Annotated in this window: 16 protein-coding genes and 2 pseudogenes; 14 read left to right on the top strand and 4 right to left on the bottom strand. The window is 38.3% G+C overall.

What is annotated here, in order from left to right; genetic code table 11:
• The first annotated feature begins 123 nt into the window (after positions 1-123).
• The 6 genes from V7122_RS09980 (at position 124) to V7122_RS09955 (ending at position 6947) form a co-directional block, all read left to right on the top strand.
• Positions 124-1335 carry a M20 metallopeptidase family protein gene (locus V7122_RS09980; protein WP_335526493.1) on the top strand — a complete coding sequence of 404 codons (1212 nt, stop codon included), beginning with the start codon at positions 124-126 and terminating at the stop codon, positions 1333-1335.
• Positions 1332-2900, top strand: a complete 1569-nt coding sequence (locus V7122_RS09975) for an ABC transporter substrate-binding protein (RefSeq protein ID WP_335526491.1) — start codon at positions 1332-1334, stop codon at positions 2898-2900. Before V7122_RS09980 ends, V7122_RS09975 begins: the two co-directional genes overlap by 4 nt.
• Positions 2901-3108: 208 nt before the next feature.
• Complete coding sequence (locus V7122_RS09970) at positions 3109-4026, top strand: ABC transporter permease (RefSeq protein ID WP_335526489.1); 918 nt, start codon at positions 3109-3111, stop codon at positions 4024-4026.
• Positions 4027-4043: 17 nt separating this feature from the next.
• Positions 4044-4970, top strand: a complete 927-nt coding sequence (locus V7122_RS09965) for an ABC transporter permease (RefSeq protein ID WP_335526487.1) — start codon at positions 4044-4046, stop codon at positions 4968-4970.
• Positions 4971-4979: 9 nt separating this feature from the next.
• Positions 4980-5942 (top strand): ABC transporter ATP-binding protein, encoded by a 963-nt coding sequence (locus tag V7122_RS09960; protein ID WP_335526485.1) that lies wholly within the window; start codon positions 4980-4982, stop codon positions 5940-5942.
• 12 nt (positions 5943-5954) lie between these two features.
• Positions 5955-6947, top strand: coding sequence for an ABC transporter ATP-binding protein (locus V7122_RS09955; protein ID WP_335343819.1), 993 nt, complete (start codon positions 5955-5957; stop codon positions 6945-6947).
• Positions 6948-7002: 55 nt separating this feature from the next.
• Here V7122_RS09955 and V7122_RS09950 read toward each other — a convergent pair whose 3' ends face one another.
• Together V7122_RS09950 and V7122_RS09945 are read right to left on the bottom strand one after the other, a co-directional pair.
• Positions 7003-7341, bottom strand: a complete 339-nt coding sequence (locus tag V7122_RS09950) for an ArsR/SmtB family transcription factor (protein ID WP_335353479.1) — start codon at positions 7339-7341, stop codon at positions 7003-7005.
• Positions 7341-7769: an SRPBCC family protein gene (locus V7122_RS09945; protein WP_335353478.1), complete on the bottom strand. Its 429-nt coding sequence runs from the start codon at positions 7767-7769 to the stop codon at positions 7341-7343. The genes V7122_RS09950 and V7122_RS09945 overlap by 1 nt, the downstream gene beginning before the upstream one ends.
• A 462-nt stretch (positions 7770-8231) precedes the next feature.
• Between V7122_RS09945 and V7122_RS09940 the strand changes: the two genes are divergently transcribed.
• From V7122_RS09940 to V7122_RS09925, 4 genes are all read left to right on the top strand, one after another.
• Positions 8232-9461, top strand: coding sequence for an MFS transporter (locus tag V7122_RS09940; protein WP_335353488.1), 1230 nt, complete (start codon positions 8232-8234; stop codon positions 9459-9461).
• Positions 9462-9675: 214 nt separating this feature from the next.
• The gene (locus V7122_RS09935; protein ID WP_335353477.1) at positions 9676-9885 is read left to right on the top strand and encodes a hypothetical protein; all 210 of its coding nucleotides are present in this window, start codon (positions 9676-9678) and stop codon (positions 9883-9885) included.
• A 528-nt stretch (positions 9886-10413) separates the two neighbouring features.
• Positions 10414-10689 carry a DUF2277 domain-containing protein gene (locus V7122_RS09930; RefSeq protein WP_335353476.1) on the top strand — a complete coding sequence of 92 codons (276 nt, stop codon included), beginning with the start codon at positions 10414-10416 and terminating at the stop codon, positions 10687-10689.
• A 172-nt stretch (positions 10690-10861) separates the two neighbouring features.
• The gene (locus V7122_RS09925) at positions 10862-12061 is read left to right on the top strand and encodes an MFS transporter (protein ID WP_335353475.1); all 1200 of its coding nucleotides are present in this window, start codon (positions 10862-10864) and stop codon (positions 12059-12061) included.
• An 81-nt stretch (positions 12062-12142) separates the two neighbouring features.
• Here V7122_RS09925 and V7122_RS09920 read toward each other — a convergent pair whose 3' ends face one another.
• Entirely contained in the window at positions 12143-12640 is a 498-nt protein-coding gene (locus V7122_RS09920; protein ID WP_335353474.1) for an SRPBCC family protein, read from the bottom strand.
• 576 nt (positions 12641-13216) lie between these two features.
• On the opposite strand from V7122_RS09920, the pseudogene V7122_RS09915 reads away from it, so the two are divergent.
• The 3 genes and pseudogenes from V7122_RS09915 to V7122_RS09905 all read left to right on the top strand — a co-directional run bounded on the left by V7122_RS09915 (position 13217) and on the right by V7122_RS09905 (position 17183).
• A pseudogene (locus tag V7122_RS09915) lies at positions 13217-14882 on the top strand (spore germination protein).
• On the top strand, positions 14879-15985 hold the full coding sequence (locus V7122_RS09910; RefSeq protein ID WP_335353473.1) for a GerAB/ArcD/ProY family transporter: 1107 nt from the start codon (positions 14879-14881) through the stop codon (positions 15983-15985). The pseudogene V7122_RS09915 and the gene V7122_RS09910 overlap by 4 nt, the downstream one beginning before the upstream one ends.
• Positions 15978-17183 (top strand): Ger(x)C family spore germination protein, encoded by a 1206-nt coding sequence (locus V7122_RS09905; RefSeq protein WP_335526482.1) that lies wholly within the window; start codon positions 15978-15980, stop codon positions 17181-17183. Before V7122_RS09910 ends, V7122_RS09905 begins: the two co-directional genes overlap by 8 nt.
• Positions 17184-17722: 539 nt before the next feature.
• Here V7122_RS09905 and V7122_RS09900 read toward each other — a convergent pair.
• Positions 17723-18682, bottom strand: coding sequence for a DMT family transporter (locus V7122_RS09900; RefSeq protein ID WP_335345777.1), 960 nt, complete (start codon positions 18680-18682; stop codon positions 17723-17725).
• Positions 18683-18971: 289 nt separating this feature from the next.
• Here V7122_RS09900 and V7122_RS09895 point away from each other — a divergent pair.
• Positions 18972-19229, top strand: a pseudogene (locus V7122_RS09895) (BCCT family transporter); the annotation flags it as partial.
• Positions 19230-19441 lie beyond the last annotated feature (212 nt).

The following is a 19441-nucleotide window of genomic DNA, read 5'->3' as shown; positions in this document are numbered from 1 at the left end:
ACTATTAACGCATTAACGTATTATAGTAATACTATTAAAAAGACAGACAATTTTAATTAGGAGAAAAAATTTTAATATATTTATAAAATTATATTAAAAAGTAAGTAGGGGGTAATTTTGGCTATGGGAACTTCAATGAAATCAGAAATTCTTGAAAAAGCCTATGAGCTTAAAAATCAGTTAATAACATGGAGACGCGATTTTCACCAGCATCCAGAATTGGGTTTTGAAGAAGTTAGAACATCAAAAATCGTTGCCGAACATTTGGAGTCTTTAGGAATCGAAACAACAAGAAATATCGGAAAAACTGGTGTTGTTGGATTGATAAAAGGGAAAAGCGAAGGTCCTACGATTGCACTAAGAGCAGATATGGATGCTTTGCCGATGGAAGACCGGAAAACAGTCGATTATCGTTCAAAGATTCCAGGAAAGGCTCATGCCTGTGGTCATGATGCTCACACGAGTATGCTTATGGGAGCCGCTAAATTATTGGCTGAAATGGGAGGCCCAGAGAAGGGGAACATTAAACTAATTTTCCAACCGGCTGAAGAGGGATTAGGCGGAGCTCCAGCAATGATTGAGGATGGGGTATTATCTAGTCCGGCAGTTGATAGAATTGCAGGTTTACATATAGATCCTATGCTGCCATCTGGAACTCTTGCTGTAGTTCGGAATCAGGCGATGGCTGCAGCTGACACGTTTGAAGTGAAAGTAATTGGAGTAGGCGGCCATGCTGCTAGACCACATCAAACAGTTGATTCTATTACTGTTGCAAGTGAAGTAATTTCAGCATTGCAGCATGTTGTAAGCAGACAAATTGACCCATTAGATCCTGCGGTATTAACGATTGGAAAAATTGAGGGGGGCAGTGCTTATAATATCATAGCTCCAGAGGTTACTTTTATTGGAACTGTCAGAACTTTAAACCCCGAAGTAAGGGAAGCGATGCCGAATAAAATGGAAAGTATTATTAAAGGTGTAACAGAAGCCTTTGGTGCAAATTATGAATTTAATTACGACATGGGTTACCCAAGTGTAATCAATGATGACCAAATGGTTGATTTGCTTGATCAAACCGCTAAGGAATTAGTTGGTGATTCAAACTTTAATTATATTAAACCATCGATGGGCGGAGAAGATTTTTCCTATTATACGAAACATATACCAGGCGTATTTTTCCGATTGGGAGCGAGTAAGGATGGAAGCTATCCGCTCCATCATCCGCTATTTGATATTAATGATGAAATATTGCCGCTAGGATCTGCTGCATTAGTTCAGTTGGCTCTAAATTTTCTTAATAATGAAACAAAACAACATAATGGAGGACAATCATGAAAAAGCTTAGAAATGCTAGTTTTATAGTTTTAATGGTTTTAATGGTTATTATTGCGGGCTGTAGTAATGGTGATAATGCCTCAACTGCCAATGGCTCAAAAGGAAGTAAGGGTACTGAAAATAGTGATAAGGATTTAACCATCGCAGTTAGTGCTGATGTGGCGAGTTTTGATGTTCATAACCACCAAGCAACACAAACACAAGCTATCCATGTGAATATGTTTGATTCCTTAATTGAGAAGAATCGTGATGGTGAATTTGTTCCTGATTTAGCTGACTCTTGGAAAAATATTGACGAATTAACTTGGGAGTTCACCTTAAATCCAAAGGCAAAATTCCACAATGGTGACCCGGTGACTTCTAATGATGTGAAATTTTCATTAGAGCGCGCTGCAACTGATACATCATTATTAGAAAATAAATATTTTAAACAAATTAAAGAAGTAAAAGTAATTGATGATCATACGTTTCAAGTTATTACAAATGGGCCAGACCCAGTATTGCTTAATCGTGTATCCAGACAAGGATCTGGGATCTTGCCTGCAAAATATATCGAAGAAAACGGCTGGGAGCATTTCTTGAAAAATCCAGTAGGTGCAGGACCGTATAAATTTGTTGAATGGAAAAAAGATGATCGTATCGTGCTTGAAAAATTTGCTGAGTATCATAAATATGATCCGAAATGGGAAAAAGTTGTTTTCCGTATTATCCCTGAAGATTCTACCCGTGTAGCAGAGCTTCTAACGGGTGGTGTAGATATGGCGGTAAATATCCCCCCAAGTGATTGGGAGCGAGTAAAAAATAATGAAGGCACACAAATGGTATCAGGACCAACACATCGTATCATGCAGCTGGTTCTCCGCTTAACTGATGGAAATGCAACAGCTGATCCTCGAGTAAGGGAAGCCATTGATTTAGCCATTGATAAACAATTGATCATTGACACAATTTATGGAGGAGCAGGAACACCGACGAGAACGGGAGTAACTCCATATTCATTTGGCGGGAATGAAGAATTATATGGGAAAAGTTTATATGATCCTGAAAAAGCGAAGAAATTATTAAAAGAAGCAGGGTTTGAAAAAGGGCTAGATCTTACATTAAGTGTTTCAAATGGACGTTATTTAAAGGATAAGGAATCTGCTGAATTAATCCAAGCGATGTTAGCGGAAGTGGGCGTCAACGTAACTCTTGAACCATTAGAATGGAGTAAGTTTTTAGAAAACGTGAGTGGAAAAACGTTTAAAGAAGTGTACATGGTTGGCTTTGCAAATTCTTTAGGTGATGCTTCCAATCCTTTAGGACAAGTTCACCCTGCCATTACTGCAGGTGAAACGGACTATAAGAACCCTGAGGTTGAAAAGCTTTTAGATGAAGCGATGTATAATATGAATGAAGAGGCACGTGCTGAGCAATATAAACAAGTTCAAGAAATCGTGGCAGAAGAACGCCCTCGTGTTTATTTATACACACTAGACCAATTCCTTGGTATGAGTGACAAGCTAACATATGAGACACACATTGATGAATGGTATGTTGTAGATGATGTTGAAGTAGTAAAATAATAAACTTGTCTAGTGAAAAGGTCTCGTTAATGGGACCTTTTCCATTATCAATATGAATAAAGTAACCTCAAACTACATTCAGTGAGTGGCTAATTTATACAAATTGCTATAGGCAGGCAGCTTACATCTGAAGAATGCGCCACATATAATAGACCTTTTACTAAAACACCGCCTAAGGGCAATACGACATTTACAATGAGGTGAAAGGATGAAGAAATTTCTTTTAAAACAGATATTACAGATCATACCTGTTCTGTTTTTAATTACATTAATTGTTTTTATACTCGTTAATGTAACGGGTGATCCTGTTACATTAGCATTACCAATGGATGCTACAGAAGAAGAACGCGAAGAATTAACCCGTGCACTAGGCTTAGACAAACCTCTCCTTGTGCAATATGGAGTTTTTATAAGTAATCTTGTTCAAGGGGATTTTGGAAATTCATTCAAATATCAAGAGGCTGCACTTCCTATCATTCTGGATCGTTTGCCTGCGACATTAGAATTGGCAACTGCCTCTATGGTAGTTGCGATCATTATTTCTGTCCCGTTAGGAATTTTATCTGCAACAAGAAGAAATTCTTTCTTGGATTTATTTATTACAGGTGGCTCTGTGCTTGGAAAAGCAATGCCTAACTTCTGGTTAGGAATCATGCTTATTTTATTATTCTCAGTTACTTTAGGCATGTTCCCAGTGTCAGGAAGAGGAACGATGGCCCATCTTGTTTTGCCAGCAATAACTTTAGGAGCTGGAATAGCAGCACAGATGACCAGATTAATTCGTTCAAGCATGCTTGATATCTTGGGACAAGACTATATTCGAACGGCTAGAGCAAAGGGCTTGGTTGAAGCAATCGTTATTAATAAGCATGGGCTGCGTAATGCCTTAATTCCTGTTATTACGATTATGGCCTTGCAAACTTCAACTTTAATTGGAGGAACACTTATTACTGAGACTGTATTTGCGTGGCCGGGAATGGGTCAGCTTTTAATACAATCAGTGAATGCCCGTGACATGGCAGTAGTTCAAGCAGCAACATTTATCATTGCATTGTTTGTTATTTTCAGTAATTTATTAGCCGATTTAGCTTATCGTTTTCTAGATCCAAGAATTAAATATGATTAAAGTATAGGGGGGATTTCATGTCTTTACCAACTCATATGGAAAAAATAAACGCTTCAAATCTAAGTAAAACTAAAGAAGCAGGAAGATTTTCTAAGTTTTTATCCCAATTGTTAAAAAGTAAAACAGGAACAGTAGGATTAATAATTGTAATTCTAGTTGTAATAGGAGCAATTTTCGCACCTCTCCTTGCACCATTTGATCCTGCGGTCACAAATGTAGCAAACAGGCTGAAACCCCCTTTTTGGATGGATGGCGCTGTCGCTGGCCATCTTTTGGGGACAGATAACCTTGGCAGAGATATTTTGAGCAGAATTCTCTATGGATCAAGGGTTTCATTATTAGTAGGATTTTCAGCCGTTTTATTAGCGGGCTTGATCGGAATGGTAATGGGGTTAATATCTGGTTATTACGGTGGAATTGTAGATACAATCATCATGAGATTAGTAGATTCCTTTTTGGCAATCCCGAATATTCTATTTATGTTAATTGTTTTAGCGATTTTGGGTCCAAGTCTACCAACCTTAATTCTTGTATTAGGCGGAATTACTTGGGTCACTTATGCAAGAATGGTACGAAGTGAAACATTAAGCATTAGGGCAAGGGACTTTGTTCGTTCAGCTAAGGCAATCGGAGCAAAGGATAGCCGAATCATAGCGACTTATATTTTGCCAAATATTATTTCATCCTTTATTGTCATTGCTACTCTAAATGTCGCCTCTACAATCATTTTGGAAGCCTCATTAAGCTTTTTAGGATTAGGCATACAGCCTCCTGATGTTTCATGGGGACTAATGTTAAGTGACGGAAGAGAATATTTAGCTACAAGCTGGTGGATCGCAACATTCCCAGGCATAGCCATTACAATTACGGTCCTGGGAATCATTTTCCTAGGTGACTGGCTGCGAGACACACTTGATCCTCGTTTGAAAGCGAAGAAGGGGTAGGGTGGTTTTGTGACAACTAAACTATTAGACATTCAAGAACTACAAGTACAATTCAAAACTGAAGGCGGCATAGTTAATTCAGTAAATAACGTAACATTCTCGGTAGATAAAGGAGAAACCGTGGCTGTCGTTGGTGAATCTGGCTGTGGAAAAAGTGTAACATCATTATCGATTCTAGGGTTGATTTCTTCTCCAGGCAAGATTACAGGCGGTAAAATTGGTTTTGAAGATAAGGATTTAACAACGATAAATAAAAAGCAGCTGCGGAAAATTCGCGGAAATGAAATTGCTATGATCTTCCAAGAGCCGATGACTTCATTGAATCCAGTCTTTACAATTGGAAATCAGATGAGCGAAGTATTTCGAGTCCACCAAAATCTTTCTAAAAGTGAAGCAAAGGAAAAAAGCATTGATATGCTAAACCGAGTTGGGATTCCAAATGCGGAAAAAGTAGTCAATAATTTCCCTCATCAGCTTTCAGGTGGAATGAGGCAAAGGGTAATGATTGCTATGGCACTTTCTTGTAATCCGAAATTATTGATTGCTGATGAGCCAACTACTGCACTAGATGTGACGATTCAGGCACAAATTTTAGATTTAATGAAGGAATTAAAAGAAGAGTCAAATACAGGTATGATTCTGATTACTCATGATCTAGGTGTGGTAGCTGAAATGGCTGATAAAGTAGTTGTTATGTATGCAGGGGAAGTAGTGGAAGAAGCGCCAGTTAAAGAAATCTTTGCAAATCCGAAGCATCCATATACAGAAGGCTTAATTAACTCCATTCCGAAGCTTGAAGTCCAGCAGGAATATTTAGATTCGATTACCGGTTCTGTACCTAATCCTCTTCAAATGCCTACAGGATGTGCTTTCCATCCTCGTTGCCCATTAGCAACAGAACAATGTAAATTAAGTAAGCCAAAATTGGAACAAATAAACGAAGTTCATAAAAAACGCTGTTTTAATACGTAAGGAGGTTATGGCATGTCGGTAAATACTGAAGAGAAAATACTTCTTGAAGTCAAAGGGCTGAAAAAACATTTCATCTCAAGCAAAGGATTCTTTTCAAGTGAAAAAACAACAGTCCGTGCTGTTGATGGCCTTAACTTCTTTGTGAAACAAGGTGAAACACTTGGTATTGTAGGAGAGTCTGGTTGTGGAAAATCTACAACAGGACAAATGATTATGAAACTGTTAGAACCTACTGAAGGCGAAATTTGGTTTAATAATCAGAACTTAAATGACCTGAATAAAGAACAAATTAGAAAAATTCGCCGCGATCTTCAGATTATTTTTCAAGATCCATTTTCATCCCTCAATCCAAGGATGACTGTTGGGCAGTTAATAGGTGAACCATTAAAGGTTCATAAGGTTTATTCTTCAAGTCAAGAGATTAAGCAAAAGGTGATAGAATTACTTGAGGTCGTTGGTCTTGGCGAACATCATTATAATAGGTACCCACATGAGTTTAGTGGAGGTCAAAGACAGCGGATTGGAATTGCCCGTGCTTTGGCATTAAATCCTAAATTGATCGTTTGTGATGAGCCAGTTTCTGCACTTGATGTTTCAATCCAATCTCAAATCTTAAATCTTTTAAAGGATTTACAGAAGAAATACAACCTAACATATATATTTATTGCACATGGTTTACCAGCTGTAAAACATATTAGTGATCGAATTGCAGTTATGTATCTAGGGAAAATTGTTGAAATTGCAAGCCGTGATTCCTTATTTGAAAATACTTCACACCCGTATACCGAGGCTCTGCTGTCTGCTATACCAAGACCAAATCCAGAGTTTCAGAAGAAGCAAATTAGGCTAACAGGAGATTTGCCAAGCCCTGCAAATCCGCCAAGCGGCTGTACTTTTCATACTAGGTGTCCGTATGCAACAGATCTTTGCAAGCAAAAGGAACCTGAACTAATGGAACATCTCGATGGACATTTTGCAGCCTGTCATTTCCCTTTGAAAAAATAGATTGAATAATCATGCATAAACCCGATTCTGTTTTAAAAGAATCGGGTTTTTTGCCTCAATCGTGCCCGCGCTCATTCTCTTGACCTTCAACGAGATATTTTAGCATCGATAGCTTATTATCCCAGAACTGATCGAAGTAGGCGAGCCATTGTTTTAATTCTGTGAACGATTCGGGCTGCAGACTATAGCGCTTTTCTCGACCTACTTTTTGCCCGCTTACAAGTTCTGCTTCTGACAACACGTGTAGATGCTTTGCAATTGCCGTTCGGCTCATGGAGAAATGGGCAGTAATTTCTGAAATGGGCCGTTCTTTTTCTGCCAATAACTTAAGCACTTCTCTGCGAGTTGGATCGGCAATCGCCTGGAAAACATCATACTTTTGTAAAGCTGACATTACCCTTCCACAACTTTGCGTAGTTTTTGTTTAACAAGCGCCTCCCAGCCGCCGTTCATTGTATCGCGGATTTCGGCTGCACTTCTTCCGGCTTTAGGTACAATTTCATCTGTTTGTTTCCAGCCGCCATGAACCATTGTAAATTCAGTTTTATCTCCTAAATCCTTTAAATCGAAAGAAACAAACCAGCCATCTGTATCCCAAGAAAAAGATAAATGATTCGGAGCATTAATTTCCAATACTTTACACGGAGATGGCCCGAATGGAGATTGTATATGAAATTCATGGCCTACCTCTAGCTGGAAGTCATTTGGCATGAACCAAGATGCAATGCCTTCTGCTGTTGATACGGCTTCCCATACTTTTTGAATGGGCGCTTCAAATACAATAGTCTTCTTAATATCCGCTACTTTAGTTTGCATAGTCATAATCCTTCTTTCTAGTTAATATAAAACCATTTGGTTTCTCTTTTTGAATTATATAAAACCATTTGGTTTCATGTCAAGAACTGTCTTTTGTAAATAATTTACCCTTTTTTTGTAAAAAAATTAAATAAGTGCTTGAAACCTAGAATGAAATTGTGTACGATATTAACACATTACACGAGAGGGTGACCATAGGGCGATGATCTACTAATCCTGTTTTCAAACGTACATTCGTAAATTGCGAAGTCATATTTGAATGGGATTAGTCTATACTTTTATAGAAAAAAGATGATCGTTGCAGTAGTACAGCCGTACTATGTCTTTTTCTATGGTTTTAGATGAACTCCTATCCAAACATGGCGGATGGGAGTCTTTTGCGTCTTTAAGTAATTATTGAAAAGGGGTTTCAAACAAGAAATCGGTGCTTTCGCCTTTTTCCTCCTATCCTACCTCTCACTACTAGAAATGAGGAATGTTATGTCACAATTATTTAAAAACCGTTTTGTTCAGGCTATTTTTCTATCATCCTTATTCCTTCAAATCGGAATTTGGGTTCGAAATTTTGCTGTTCTTCTATTCGTCATGGAAAAAACAAATGGAGATGCCTTTGCCGTTTCGATGATATCTGTTGCCGAGTTTGCTCCAATCTTTATTTTCTCCTTTATTGGCGGGACATTCGCCGATCGCTGGCGGCCAAAGAGAACGATGATTTGGTGTGATATATTAAGTGCGGTTTCCGTATTTGCCGTATTAATCACTCTAGTGATCGGCTCCTGGAAAATCATTTTCTTCGCTACATTAATTTCAGCCATTTTATCGCAATTTTCCCAGCCGTCAGGAATGAAATTATTTAAAATGCACTTGGATGAAAAATTGATCCAATCGGCCATGTCCATCTACCAAACGATTTTTGCCGTTTTCATGGTCTTTGGACCTGTGCTTGGAACGTTTGTATTCCAGCAATTTGGAATAGATGTGTCCATTGCCATTACTGGCGTTGCGTTCCTCCTTTCCGCAGTCATGCTAGCCTTTATTCCAGCTGACCATTCGATGGAAAGCGAAAAGAAAGAATCGACTTTAATGGAAGAAATGAAAAGCGGAATTCGTTATGTTCTTGCCAAAAAGGAATTGAAGCTTCTTGGACTTTGTTTTATGGCTGCAGGGCTTGCGATTGGGTTGATCCACCCTTTATCCATTTTTCTCGTGACAGAACGATTGGAATTAGCAAAAGAAAGCTTACAATGGCTATTAATGGCAAACGGAATCGGGATGATAGTAGGTGGAGCGATCTCAGTTATGTTCTCAAAGTCTGTTCCGCCGCAAAAACTATTGGTCATTGGTATGCTAGCAAATGCTGTAGGGATGAGTGTGATTGGTTTCTCTACTAATTTACCGCTTACGCTTGGAGCAGAATTTGTGAACGGTTTATTCTTTCCATGCATCCAAATTGGGATTAATACGCTAATCCTTCAAAATACCCAATCTGAATTCATTGGAAGAGTTAATGGAACATTAAGTCCGCTTTTCAGTGGGGCTATGGTAATAACAATGAGTTTGGCAGGTATCCTAAAAGAAATGACATCGATTGTTACGATGTTCGAGTTTGCAGCTGTTCTATTTGTTATTGGCCTTCTCGTCATTTTGCCAATTTACAATATGAAAGCTCCGGCACAAGGAATGTTAGCAAAGGAATAAATGAAGATAGAAAGAACGCTTCAAATTTGAAGCGTTCTTTCAATTTAACAAGTACACTTTGGCTCAAATCAATGCGAAAAGTTTAGTGACTAAACTTACCAGAAGTTAATTAGATGATTTTTAATTAATAGTACAAATTGAAGTGCAAAATACATTTGAGGGATGTGTTTAATTGTGAAAGCAATAGCACTTCCCAAACATGGAGGTGAAATAATTGGCAGACGAAAAGCGAAATCGTAATGACATCGATGCTGGTGAGGCACTTGGAACGGGAGCCGGTGCTGCTGCTGGTGCTGCAGTGGGTTCTGTGTTAGGTCCGCTTGGCACAGTTGCGGGCGCTATTGCTGGCGGTGCACTAGGCAACAAGGCGGGCGAAGGTGCCGATGATGCTATGGATCAGACGGCGAATCGAGAGCAGGAGTAGAAGTTCCGCCTTTGCTTAGTTTTGTCATGTGGTGTCTGGTCCCAGACAAGGTAGAATCTAACCTTAAATTTAATATGGAAATAGAAGTAGTAAATTCATCGAATTGTTCAGGTTGAGGAAAATTATGGACTGTGGTTCCGCTATTTCACAAAATCACCTTTATTTCATAGTCTTATCGGACTAAGGTTCCGTTAATAAGGTTCAAAAGTGTTAATTTTGTATGATTTTCATCGATTAACGGCACTGGTGTTCGTTCACATTTGGAAGTTGGGGGATTTTAAGTAAATAGCGGAATGGGAGTCCGTTAAACTTTTGCAAAGTAATAGTGAAGTATTGAATAAATCAACGCTCCGAGCACATGATCTGGGCGTTTTTGCTATTTTAGCTGCATTTCAAAGCCCCCATTTGCGGAACGAATTACTACTCGGATCAGTTCCTTTCTAAATAATGCATTTTGAGAATAAAAGGATATTCATCGCCATTTGTAGAATGGGAAGTAGTTATTAATGAAAGAAAGAGGAGAAACTTATGTGCAGAAATATTAAAACCTTATTTAATTTTGATCCCCCAGCTACCGAAGAAGAAATTTACGCAGCAGCTCTTCAGTACGTAAGAAAGATAACAGGCTTTAACAAACCGTCAAAGGTGAACGATGAAGCGTTTAATCGTGCGGTTAATGAGGTAGCAAGAATTTCTAGGGAATTATTTTGCTCCCTTGAAACGAGTGCCGACCCGCGCAATCGTGAAATCGAAGCGGAACGTGCTCGAGCCAGAAACGCTAAGCGATTTGGAACAACAAGCTAGTTTGGCTGATCATAAAAAGGATATCGGATTATTGACAATTGCCTAGTATTAATGTAAAAATTATTATTTGTCTTGAATAGCAGAAAAGTTCTTTCCAAGGTGAATCAACTCAGGTAATAAGTGAAGTTAATTATTAGGTTGACATGTAATAGAGAATGAGAGGGTAACAATCATGAATGCAGAACAACGGAAAAAAATATTGATATTGATGATAAATATGTTCATTGCTATTGGAAGTTTTGGGATTATTATCCCAATTTTGCCTGCGTATTTAGAATCCATTAATCAAGGTGGTACAGCCGCGGGTTTAATGATTGCACTATTTGCAGGAGCACAATTAATCTTTTCTCCGATTGCAGGGAAATGGGCTGATCAATACGGACGCAGAAAGATGATTATTTATGGTTTAATAGGGCTGACGCTTTCAATGTTTGTATTTTATGGTTTTGATTCTATTTGGTGGCTATATACTTCTCGAATCATTGGAGGCATTGGCGCAGCATTGCTCGTACCGGCTATTTTTGCTTATATAGCGGATATTACTACGTTGGATCAACGAGCAAAAGGAAATAGCTTAGTATCAGCCTCAATGTCACTAGGTATTGTTATTGGCCCGGGCGTAGGCGGTTTTTTGGCGGATTTTGGATTAAAGGTTCCACTTTTGATTTCTGCACTTGTATCACTTGTTGCCGTATTATTTTCCATCTATATCCTAAAGGAAAGTAAAACATCAGAAATAAAGGATTTTTCCGAAGATGAAGAATCCATGGCTAGAAAAATGATTCGATCTGTGAAGATGCCTTACTTTATTCCGTTGATTATAACGCTCGTAATGAGTTTTGGATTAATGGCATTCGAATCAGTTCTTGGTCTATTTGTTGATAATCAATTTGGTGCAACTCCGCAGCAAATTGCGATGATGGTAACATCTACGGGTATTGTAAGCGTCATTGTGCAGCTTTTCGTAGTTGATCGGATCGTTAGTCTTTATGGAGAAGGTGTTGTCCTAAATATTTTTTTAGGAGTAGCAGCAATTGGTTTCCTTCTCTCTTTGTTTGCGTCTTCATATGCACTTTTCTTTGGGATTACTCTTTTAATCTTCCTTGCCACTTCTGTTCTTCGTCCCGTCCTAAATACCCTTATCTCCAAAATGGCTGGGAATGAACAAGGCTTCGCAATGGGAATGAATAATGCTTACATGAGTATCGGGAATGTTCTCGGGCCAACACTGGCCGGAATGTTATATGATGTTAATATAATCTATCCATTCATTATGGGTCTATTTTTCTTAGTTTTGACAATGTTAGTAACAATTGTTTGGCAGAAACGGTTAGCTCAAAATAATAAACTGGTAAATCATAAGGTGATATAGGAAATGATTTTCTTAAATTAACAGTTAAATAAACATATCATTGAATAGAGGACTTTTCACTTTGTTCTATATCGACCTATTTTAGTTTCTTGAAATATTTGATAGGTAATTAGCCAGTTGAACGAAGGTTCCTGAAAAGCCCTCATGAACTATTTCTTGCATCTCCTCGTAAGTTTTAATTTCTTCCTCAGTTGGAGATACAGGAGTCCCAATCATCGTAAGAATTGTTTTTCCTTCAAACTCAGTAAATGTAAAAGTATTGCTAATTTTTAGAGGCCAGTTGTTGTTAAAAGGAGCACGTACGATGTTACCAATCTCATCAGAAAAGAAAGAAGTATAAACGAGTTTCTCTGGAGCATTTATTTCATGATAAATAAATTTGACCCACATTACGTTACCGTCAGGAGATGTCTGACTGTAATGAAAGACACCATCCTGGCGAAGCTCAAACTTAGAAATCTCAAAAGTCCATCCTTTTGGGGCCCACCAGTTCTGCAAATGTTCTGATTCGGTAAATGCTTTAAATACAAGCTCACGAGGAGCGTTGAATGTATGAGTGATTTCGGTTATTGTAAACATTTTATTCCTCCAATGATTGTGTTTTATTTTGCAGTTCTTTTAGATGAGGTTCCAAACTTTTGAGATTTTCTTCCCAGATTTCACGATACTGTTCTAACTAAATGTTAAATGCCTAAAGGGTTCTGGATGGAGCTTATAGATTCAATGATTTGCTTCAGCATAAAATTCCACCCCACCTGATTTATAATGCCCACTTAATGTTTAGATGCCAATAGCTAGTGAATCTGAAGCGGTCTGCAATTTCTTCATGGAAAGCGGGCCGTCTCTAAGGATTCAACAATCCTTAATCGATTTGGCTCGGCAAGAGCACTTAATAATTTAGTATTCATCTTTACACCACGATTTATTAATATAATATTCCTTGACTAAAATTTATACGAACAGGATGGGGAACTTATCCATTCATAGTCATCTTCGTTTGCCACTTACGACCAAAGCATGATTAAACATAATTCCTCGGCGATGCCTACATGTTGAAAAAAGGTAAAGAAGGGCTTTGAACATTTTAATATAGTAAAAAAGGACAGTTCAAATCTATGGACTGTCCTTTTGTTATCCTTCCAAAGTACTAAGTGTATGAAATTCCACATATCCTTGTTTTTCCTGGGGAAGATATGTTTATCTTTCCACAACGAGGGAGTATATCCCTTTTTGTTTTCCATGGAGGACATCGGCATGTTTAGGCAATTATTTAAAAAACCATTCAAAAGTCAAAGGAAGCTTACTGATCATAAGCAAGGAGATATTCCAAGTACGATTTACTCAAATCTCCAGGCAAATCTTGACAGCATTAAAAGGTTATTAAACTCACCGGATGATCTCATACAAAGAGTTTTCACTTTAGGTAATAGTGAACATAGGTGTGCCATCGTTTGTATTGATGGATTAGTAGATAAAGACATCATAAATAACCAAATTATTAAAAATATTCAACTTGGCATTCCAAATGTGAAAGAGGACATTCCAACATCTGGAGAAGATATTTTAAAAGAACTGAAGAATGGGGTTATATCTAATGATGGACTTCAGACTGCAGATACATTTGATCAGGTGATGTTGGCTATCTTGTCCGGGGACACAGCATTACTAGTTAACGGCACGAATAAAGTATTGATTGTTGGGAGCAAGGGATGGGAGAAACGATCAATAGAAGAACCAGCAACTGAATCATTAGTAAGAGGACCAAGGGAAGGATTCAACGAAAATATTCGGACTAATACAATGCTGATCCGCAGGCATATACGGGATCCAAATCTTCGCTTCGAATCTTATAAGGTTGGCAGGCGATCAAAAAAAGATCTGATCGTATGCTATGTTGAAGGGATTGTTCATACGGATATTCTGGCTGAAGTGAAGAGAAGGCTAAAGGCAATCGATATTGATGATGCTCCTGAAAGTGGAACAATTGAGCAGTGGATTGAGGATAGCTTTTTGTCTCCTTTTCCACAAGTGCTTCACACTGAGAGACCAGATAAGACAACAAGCGCCCTCTTACAAGGGAAGGTGGCGATCCTATTAGATGGTACCCCTTTTGTTTTAATTGCCCCAACGACCTTAGTGTCACTCTTTCAATCTCCAGAAGATTATTATGAACGTTGGTTTATCGGGTCATTGCTGAGAATACTAAGATTTTTTGCCGCTTTTTTTGCGATTTTTTTACCGGCTATCTATATTTCCTTGGTGTCATTCCATCAAGGGATGATCCCTTCAAAATTAGCTTTTTCAATTGCTGCTTCTAGAGAAGGTGTCCCTTTCCCGGCAATTATCGAGGCATTTATGATGGAAGCAACATTGGAGCTGCTCCGAGAGGCAGGGGTTCGGCTGCCAAAACCAATTGGCCAAACGATTGGAATTGTCGGAGGTTTAGTAATTGGATGCAGCCGTACAAGCTGGTATCGTAAGTCCCATTATGATCATGGTTGTTGCTGTTACAGCTATTTCTTCTTTTGCCATTCCATCCTACAGTGCGGGTATTGCGTTTAGGATACTGAGATTCGGCACAATGCTTGCAGCGGGATTCTTCGGACTTTACGGCATAGTTCTTGTTTATATTATGATTAGCACTCATATCGCTAGATTAACGAGTTTTGGAATCCCATATTCTGCTCCGTATTCGCCGACATTTAAGGATGATTGGAAGGATATCGTTTTTCGTGCTCCTATTACACTGTTGACAAAAAGGCCGCAATATTTACAGACAGAGGATGACACTCGAGCAAATAAAGGGGATGAGCAATCATGAAATCCTTTGAATATGGTGACAGAGAAGTTGGCAGAAAAGAAGTTATGATGGCAGTTGCAAATATGGTCATTGGATTTGGCGTCCTTACCCTCCCTCGGACAATTGTAAAAGCCACAAATTCAATAGATGGTTGGATATCTATTGTGTTAGGGGGAGTTACTGCTATTTGTTTTGTAGGGGTATTAGCCACATTGCTCGCTAGATTTCCAAAGAAGAATTTCCATGAGTTTACGTCTCTAATCATTAATAAACCAGTTGCAACAATCCTGACCTTATTATTTTCAATGTTCACGATGCTCTTTGTTAGTTATGAGACGAGAGGAGTTGCTGACATTTCCAAATTATACTTATTTGATCGGACTCCTGTTGAAGTCATTTGTTTTGTCTTTTTATTAGTTGTTATCTATGCTGTTTCAGATTCAAGTGCAGTTCTTCTCCGTGTGAATCTCATGTTCATGCCTGTAGTATTACTTATCGTTCTTATTTTGATCATAATGAATATTGGTTTTTTTGATTATAAACATATAAAGCCATTTTTTATTACAGGCTGGAAGGACATTTTAAAAGGGTCAAAGGAAACAGTTTTTTCATTCTTAGGCTTTGAAATTCTCTTATTTTACAACACTTATATAAATAATCCAAAAAATACAAAAAAGGCAGCTATGATTGGAATGAGCATCCCGCTGTTTTTATATTTACTCGTATTTGTATTCGTCATTGGTGTGTTTGGGGTGGAAGTGGCAGCTAACACGTTATATCCAACAGCAGAATTAGCAAAGGTGGTTGAAATACCAGGAGGGTTCTTTGAAAGATTTGAATCTATATTTTTCACCATTTGGGTAATGACCCTGTTTAGCACAGCTGCCATGGCTTTAGATATTACCCTATTAGCGTTAAGTTCTATTTTTAAAAAGGCAGATCGAATGATACTAATTTTTATCATATCGCCATTGATTTTTATCATTGCCATGACTCCGCAAAACTTTCTTGAGATTTCTGCTTTTGGGGAATGGATTGGCTATGCGGGGATCATATTTAGTACAGTCATCCCATTCGTTTTACTTGTCATTGCTACGATTCGCGGGGTGAGAGCGGATGGGTAAAATAGGAAAAAGTCTGTTGGTTACGGTCCTTGTATTATTATTGGCTGGCTGTTGGGATAGGGTTGAAATTGAAGAGAGGGGCTTTGTAATTGGTGCTGCTATTGATACTGCTAATGATCAAGAGAGTGATATAAAAATTGAAGGTAAGCGAAAAGAAAATTATCGGTTGACCTATCAATTTGTAGTACCCGGGAATATTCAAGGAAATTCAAGTGGAGGCAAGCAAACAAACAATGGAGCGTCTGGCGATAAACCATACCTTAATCTTACTTCAGAAGGAAAAACCATTTTTCAAATAACAAGACAAATGGCTTCTGAAACAAGCCGCATTCCATATATGCAGCATCTAAAGGTTATCCTGCTTTCCGAAGAGCTTGCCCAAAAGGGATATCTTTATGATGCCTTAGATATTTTTGTTCGTGATCATGAAATGCGGAGGGCGGCAAAGGTAGTAATTACGGAAGGGGAGGCTAAAAGGGCGTTGGAAATAAATGCACAAAACGAAAAACTTCCTATTATGTTTATTAATTCTATCAGTGAAAATGTTAAAAAATCAGCTAGGTTTTTACCATTTACAAATATAGGCGAAATTCATAGCGATTTATTAAAAGGAAAGAGCTTTGTCGTTCCAAGAATTTTTGTAAATGAAAAGGATGCAAGGATTTCTGGAGCAGCTGTTTTTAACTCAGAGGATCTAAAAATGATAGGAACCTTAAATGAAAGAGAAACATTGGGTTTAAACTTTATCATAGGCGAGGTTAAAAGTGCATCAATAGATCTTGTGATGGATGACCAGTTTGTAACTGTTGAAATTAAAAGTGGTAAAAGTAACATGAAAGCGAGTGTTTCAGACTTAGACCAAATTCAATTTATAATCGAATTAGAAGCAGAAGGGAATGTTGGTGAATCATTCGGAAATCAAAAATTAGCAAACCCATCAACAATAGCCACGTTTGAAGAAGAAACATCCAAGGAAATCGAACAAATTATTCTTCAAACGATTGAAAAAGTCCAAAAAGAGTATAAGGCTGATGTCCTTGGTTTAGGAAGTCATTTAAAAGAGGAGCATCACCAAACTTGGACAAAGCTCGAAAAAGATTGGGACAGAGGGAAGAACTACTTTGAAAAAAGTAAAATTGACGTTCAGGTCAAATTCAAGATAAGACAAATCGGTGCTTCCATTGAAACAGTAAAATAGAAAGGAGAGAATACAAGAATGTGGAACGTAATCATCGATAGAATTCCATCCATTCCTACAATCCTCCTTGCCGCCATGACATCGGTTATTCCTTGGGGGATATACAAACTCAACCGAACTTTACACGATCGAGCCGATCCTCCGTGGAAAAGAAAGGGGTAACCGTCAAAAAGGCAGTTTGTGTATATACGAAAGAAATAAAAGGAAACAACAGGTTCGATGGATAGGTATTGTGATTTCATTATCTTAGGAATTAGTTTATTGGACGGGTTTTTGGGGAAAGTGCTGAAGCTATCCAAGAAGTCTGGTTTATTGGACGGGTTTTTGGGGAAAGTGCTGAAGCTATCCAAGAAGTCTGGTTTATTGGACAGGTTTTTGAAGAAAGTGCTGAAGCTGTCCAACAAGTTGGATTTATTGGACAGGTTTTTGAAGGAAGTGCGGAAGCTGTCCAACAAGTTGGGTTTATTGGACAGGTTTTTGAAGGAAGTGCGGAAGCTGTCCAACAAAAAAAACCGCCCAAATATGGTCGGTCCTTACTATTATTGATGAACATTATATTTCACATTCTCCATCACCTGCACAGGTCTTTTTTCTTTTTTAACCGACAGTAGCGCAATCGTACTCAAAATACAAATAGTTCCGAGCCATTCGGCATAGCCGAATGTAACATGAAGCCAAACGATGGCTAAGAATGCGGCTGTTAATGGCTCTGCACAGGCAAGTAAACTCGTATCTGAAGCACTAATATACTTTAAACTTTCTAAATAGCAATAAAACGCAATAATTGTTCCAAAAGCTACAATAAATACAACTCCAAAAATAGACGGCAAAGACCACTCTCCCACGAAAACCCATGGAGGATGAATGAAGCTAAAGAAAATGCCGCCAATTAACATTCCCCAGCCTACCACGATGGCGGATCCCCAATTAGCAAGAAGCTTAAGAGGCTGAAGCGTATAATAGGCTAAAGCAACAGCTGAGGTCAGACCCCAAAAAAGGGCTAGACCAGATATAGAAAGTGTATGGAGACTCCCTCTCGTTACAAGCAAAAACGTGCCGGTAATGGCAAGTATTAACGCGAAACCTTCCATTAGAGTAGGCATTCGTTTCGAACGAAAGGCCGAATAGCACATAATCAATACTGGAGCTAAATATTGAAGAACCGTAGCGGTCGCTGCATTTCCGTGGTGGATGGCCGCGAAAAATGTGTACTGAACAGCCAGCATTCCAAGGATTCCAAAGAGGATAATACTGAAAGCATCATGCTTAACCCTCCATATAGCCCAGATTCTATGTTTCTCTTTTTTATATGCGATGCCTAGTAAAAGAGTTCCAGATATTAATAGCCTTGTTACTACGAGCCACTCGGGACTAAAACCTTGATGCTGAAAAAGAAACTGGGCAACGGTACCGGAAACTCCCCACAGGAGAGCCCCGATAAGGACTAGGATGATCCCCTTTTTTCGTGAATTTATTAATAAAGCATTACTGGAACTCATAAATTTTCCTCGCAATCATTCTGCTAGATTATCAGTTAATTTAGATTGAATTTTTAGATGTATCTTACAGTGTGCCTTAAATTAAGTCAACAAGAAACAGTAGGAACACGTTACATGAAAAAAGCTCAGCAACTTTTGGAGAAATTGGATTTAAGTAAAAATGGGAATTTTGGAAAGTGCTCAAACATTGAATTCCAAAAGTGAATAAGCAAATGCGTTTTATGGGAGATTAATGTAAGTTAGAAAAACACCAACTGATTGGAGATTAACCTTATATATAGAAAGGAACATTCTTGGCATGCTAACAACCAATGGATCACTAACACCGCCAAATACCGTTAAATTAACCTGGGGAATAGCACAATCAGCCGTAACGTTAATTCTATTATTTAGCGGCGGTTTAATGGCTCTTCAAAATGCATTAATCTCAGCTGCCTTTCCATTTTCAATCATTATCATATTAATGATGCTTTCGCTTTATAGGTCCTTGTCTAGAGATAGAAAAGAACTGGGGCTATATTTAAAACCGCGCAAGAAGCATCCATAATCATAATAAACGAAAGCGAAGCGACCTCTGTGGTGGCGCTTTTTTTGGGGGGGAAAGGAAAAAATATTCAAAAATTAAATTGAAGGTCTACTAAAAAATGGTATCCTAAAAGATGCCTGTTCGAATGAAATTAACCGAAAACGGCCATCATTCTCCCATTAGATGCCCGTCTGCACTGAAAATTGCCGACAATGGTCATCAATCTCCCTGTT

It is taken from the genome of Bacillus sp. JJ1532 (genome assembly GCF_036965085.1).
In the GTDB taxonomy this organism is placed as follows: domain Bacteria; phylum Bacillota; class Bacilli; order Bacillales; family Cytobacillaceae; genus Cytobacillus.
Note: the sequence above shows the minus strand (reverse complement) of the source record. Positions and strands in the feature narration are given on the sequence as shown.

Bases quoted from the DNA above. Each gene is read 5' to 3' on its own strand.
- V7122_RS09945 (WP_335353478.1), bottom strand. From the start codon at position 7,769: ATGACTATGCAAACTAAAGTAGCGGATATTAAGAAGACTATTGTATTT.
- V7122_RS09980 (WP_335526493.1), top strand. From the start codon at position 124: ATGGGAACTTCAATGAAATCAGAAATTCTTGAAAAAGCCTATGAGCTT.
- V7122_RS09925 (WP_335353475.1), top strand. From the start codon at position 10,862: ATGAATGCAGAACAACGGAAAAAAATATTGATATTGATGATAAATATG.
- V7122_RS09965 (WP_335526487.1), top strand. From the start codon at position 4,044: ATGTCTTTACCAACTCATATGGAAAAAATAAACGCTTCAAATCTAAGT.
- V7122_RS09900 (WP_335345777.1), bottom strand. From the start codon at position 18,682: ATGAGTTCCAGTAATGCTTTATTAATAAATTCACGAAAAAAGGGGATC.
- V7122_RS09975 (WP_335526491.1), top strand. From the start codon at position 1,332: ATGAAAAAGCTTAGAAATGCTAGTTTTATAGTTTTAATGGTTTTAATG.
- V7122_RS09950 (WP_335353479.1), bottom strand. From the start codon at position 7,341: ATGTCAGCTTTACAAAAGTATGATGTTTTCCAGGCGATTGCCGATCCA.
- V7122_RS09940 (WP_335353488.1), top strand. From the start codon at position 8,232: ATGAGGAATGTTATGTCACAATTATTTAAAAACCGTTTTGTTCAGGCT.
- V7122_RS09905 (WP_335526482.1), top strand. From the start codon at position 15,978: ATGGGTAAAATAGGAAAAAGTCTGTTGGTTACGGTCCTTGTATTATTA.
- V7122_RS09920 (WP_335353474.1), bottom strand. From the start codon at position 12,640: ATGTTTACAATAACCGAAATCACTCATACATTCAACGCTCCTCGTGAG.
- V7122_RS09910 (WP_335353473.1), top strand. From the start codon at position 14,879: ATGAAATCCTTTGAATATGGTGACAGAGAAGTTGGCAGAAAAGAAGTT.
- V7122_RS09930 (WP_335353476.1), top strand. From the start codon at position 10,414: ATGTGCAGAAATATTAAAACCTTATTTAATTTTGATCCCCCAGCTACC.
- V7122_RS09955 (WP_335343819.1), top strand. From the start codon at position 5,955: ATGTCGGTAAATACTGAAGAGAAAATACTTCTTGAAGTCAAAGGGCTG.
- V7122_RS09970 (WP_335526489.1), top strand. From the start codon at position 3,109: ATGAAGAAATTTCTTTTAAAACAGATATTACAGATCATACCTGTTCTG.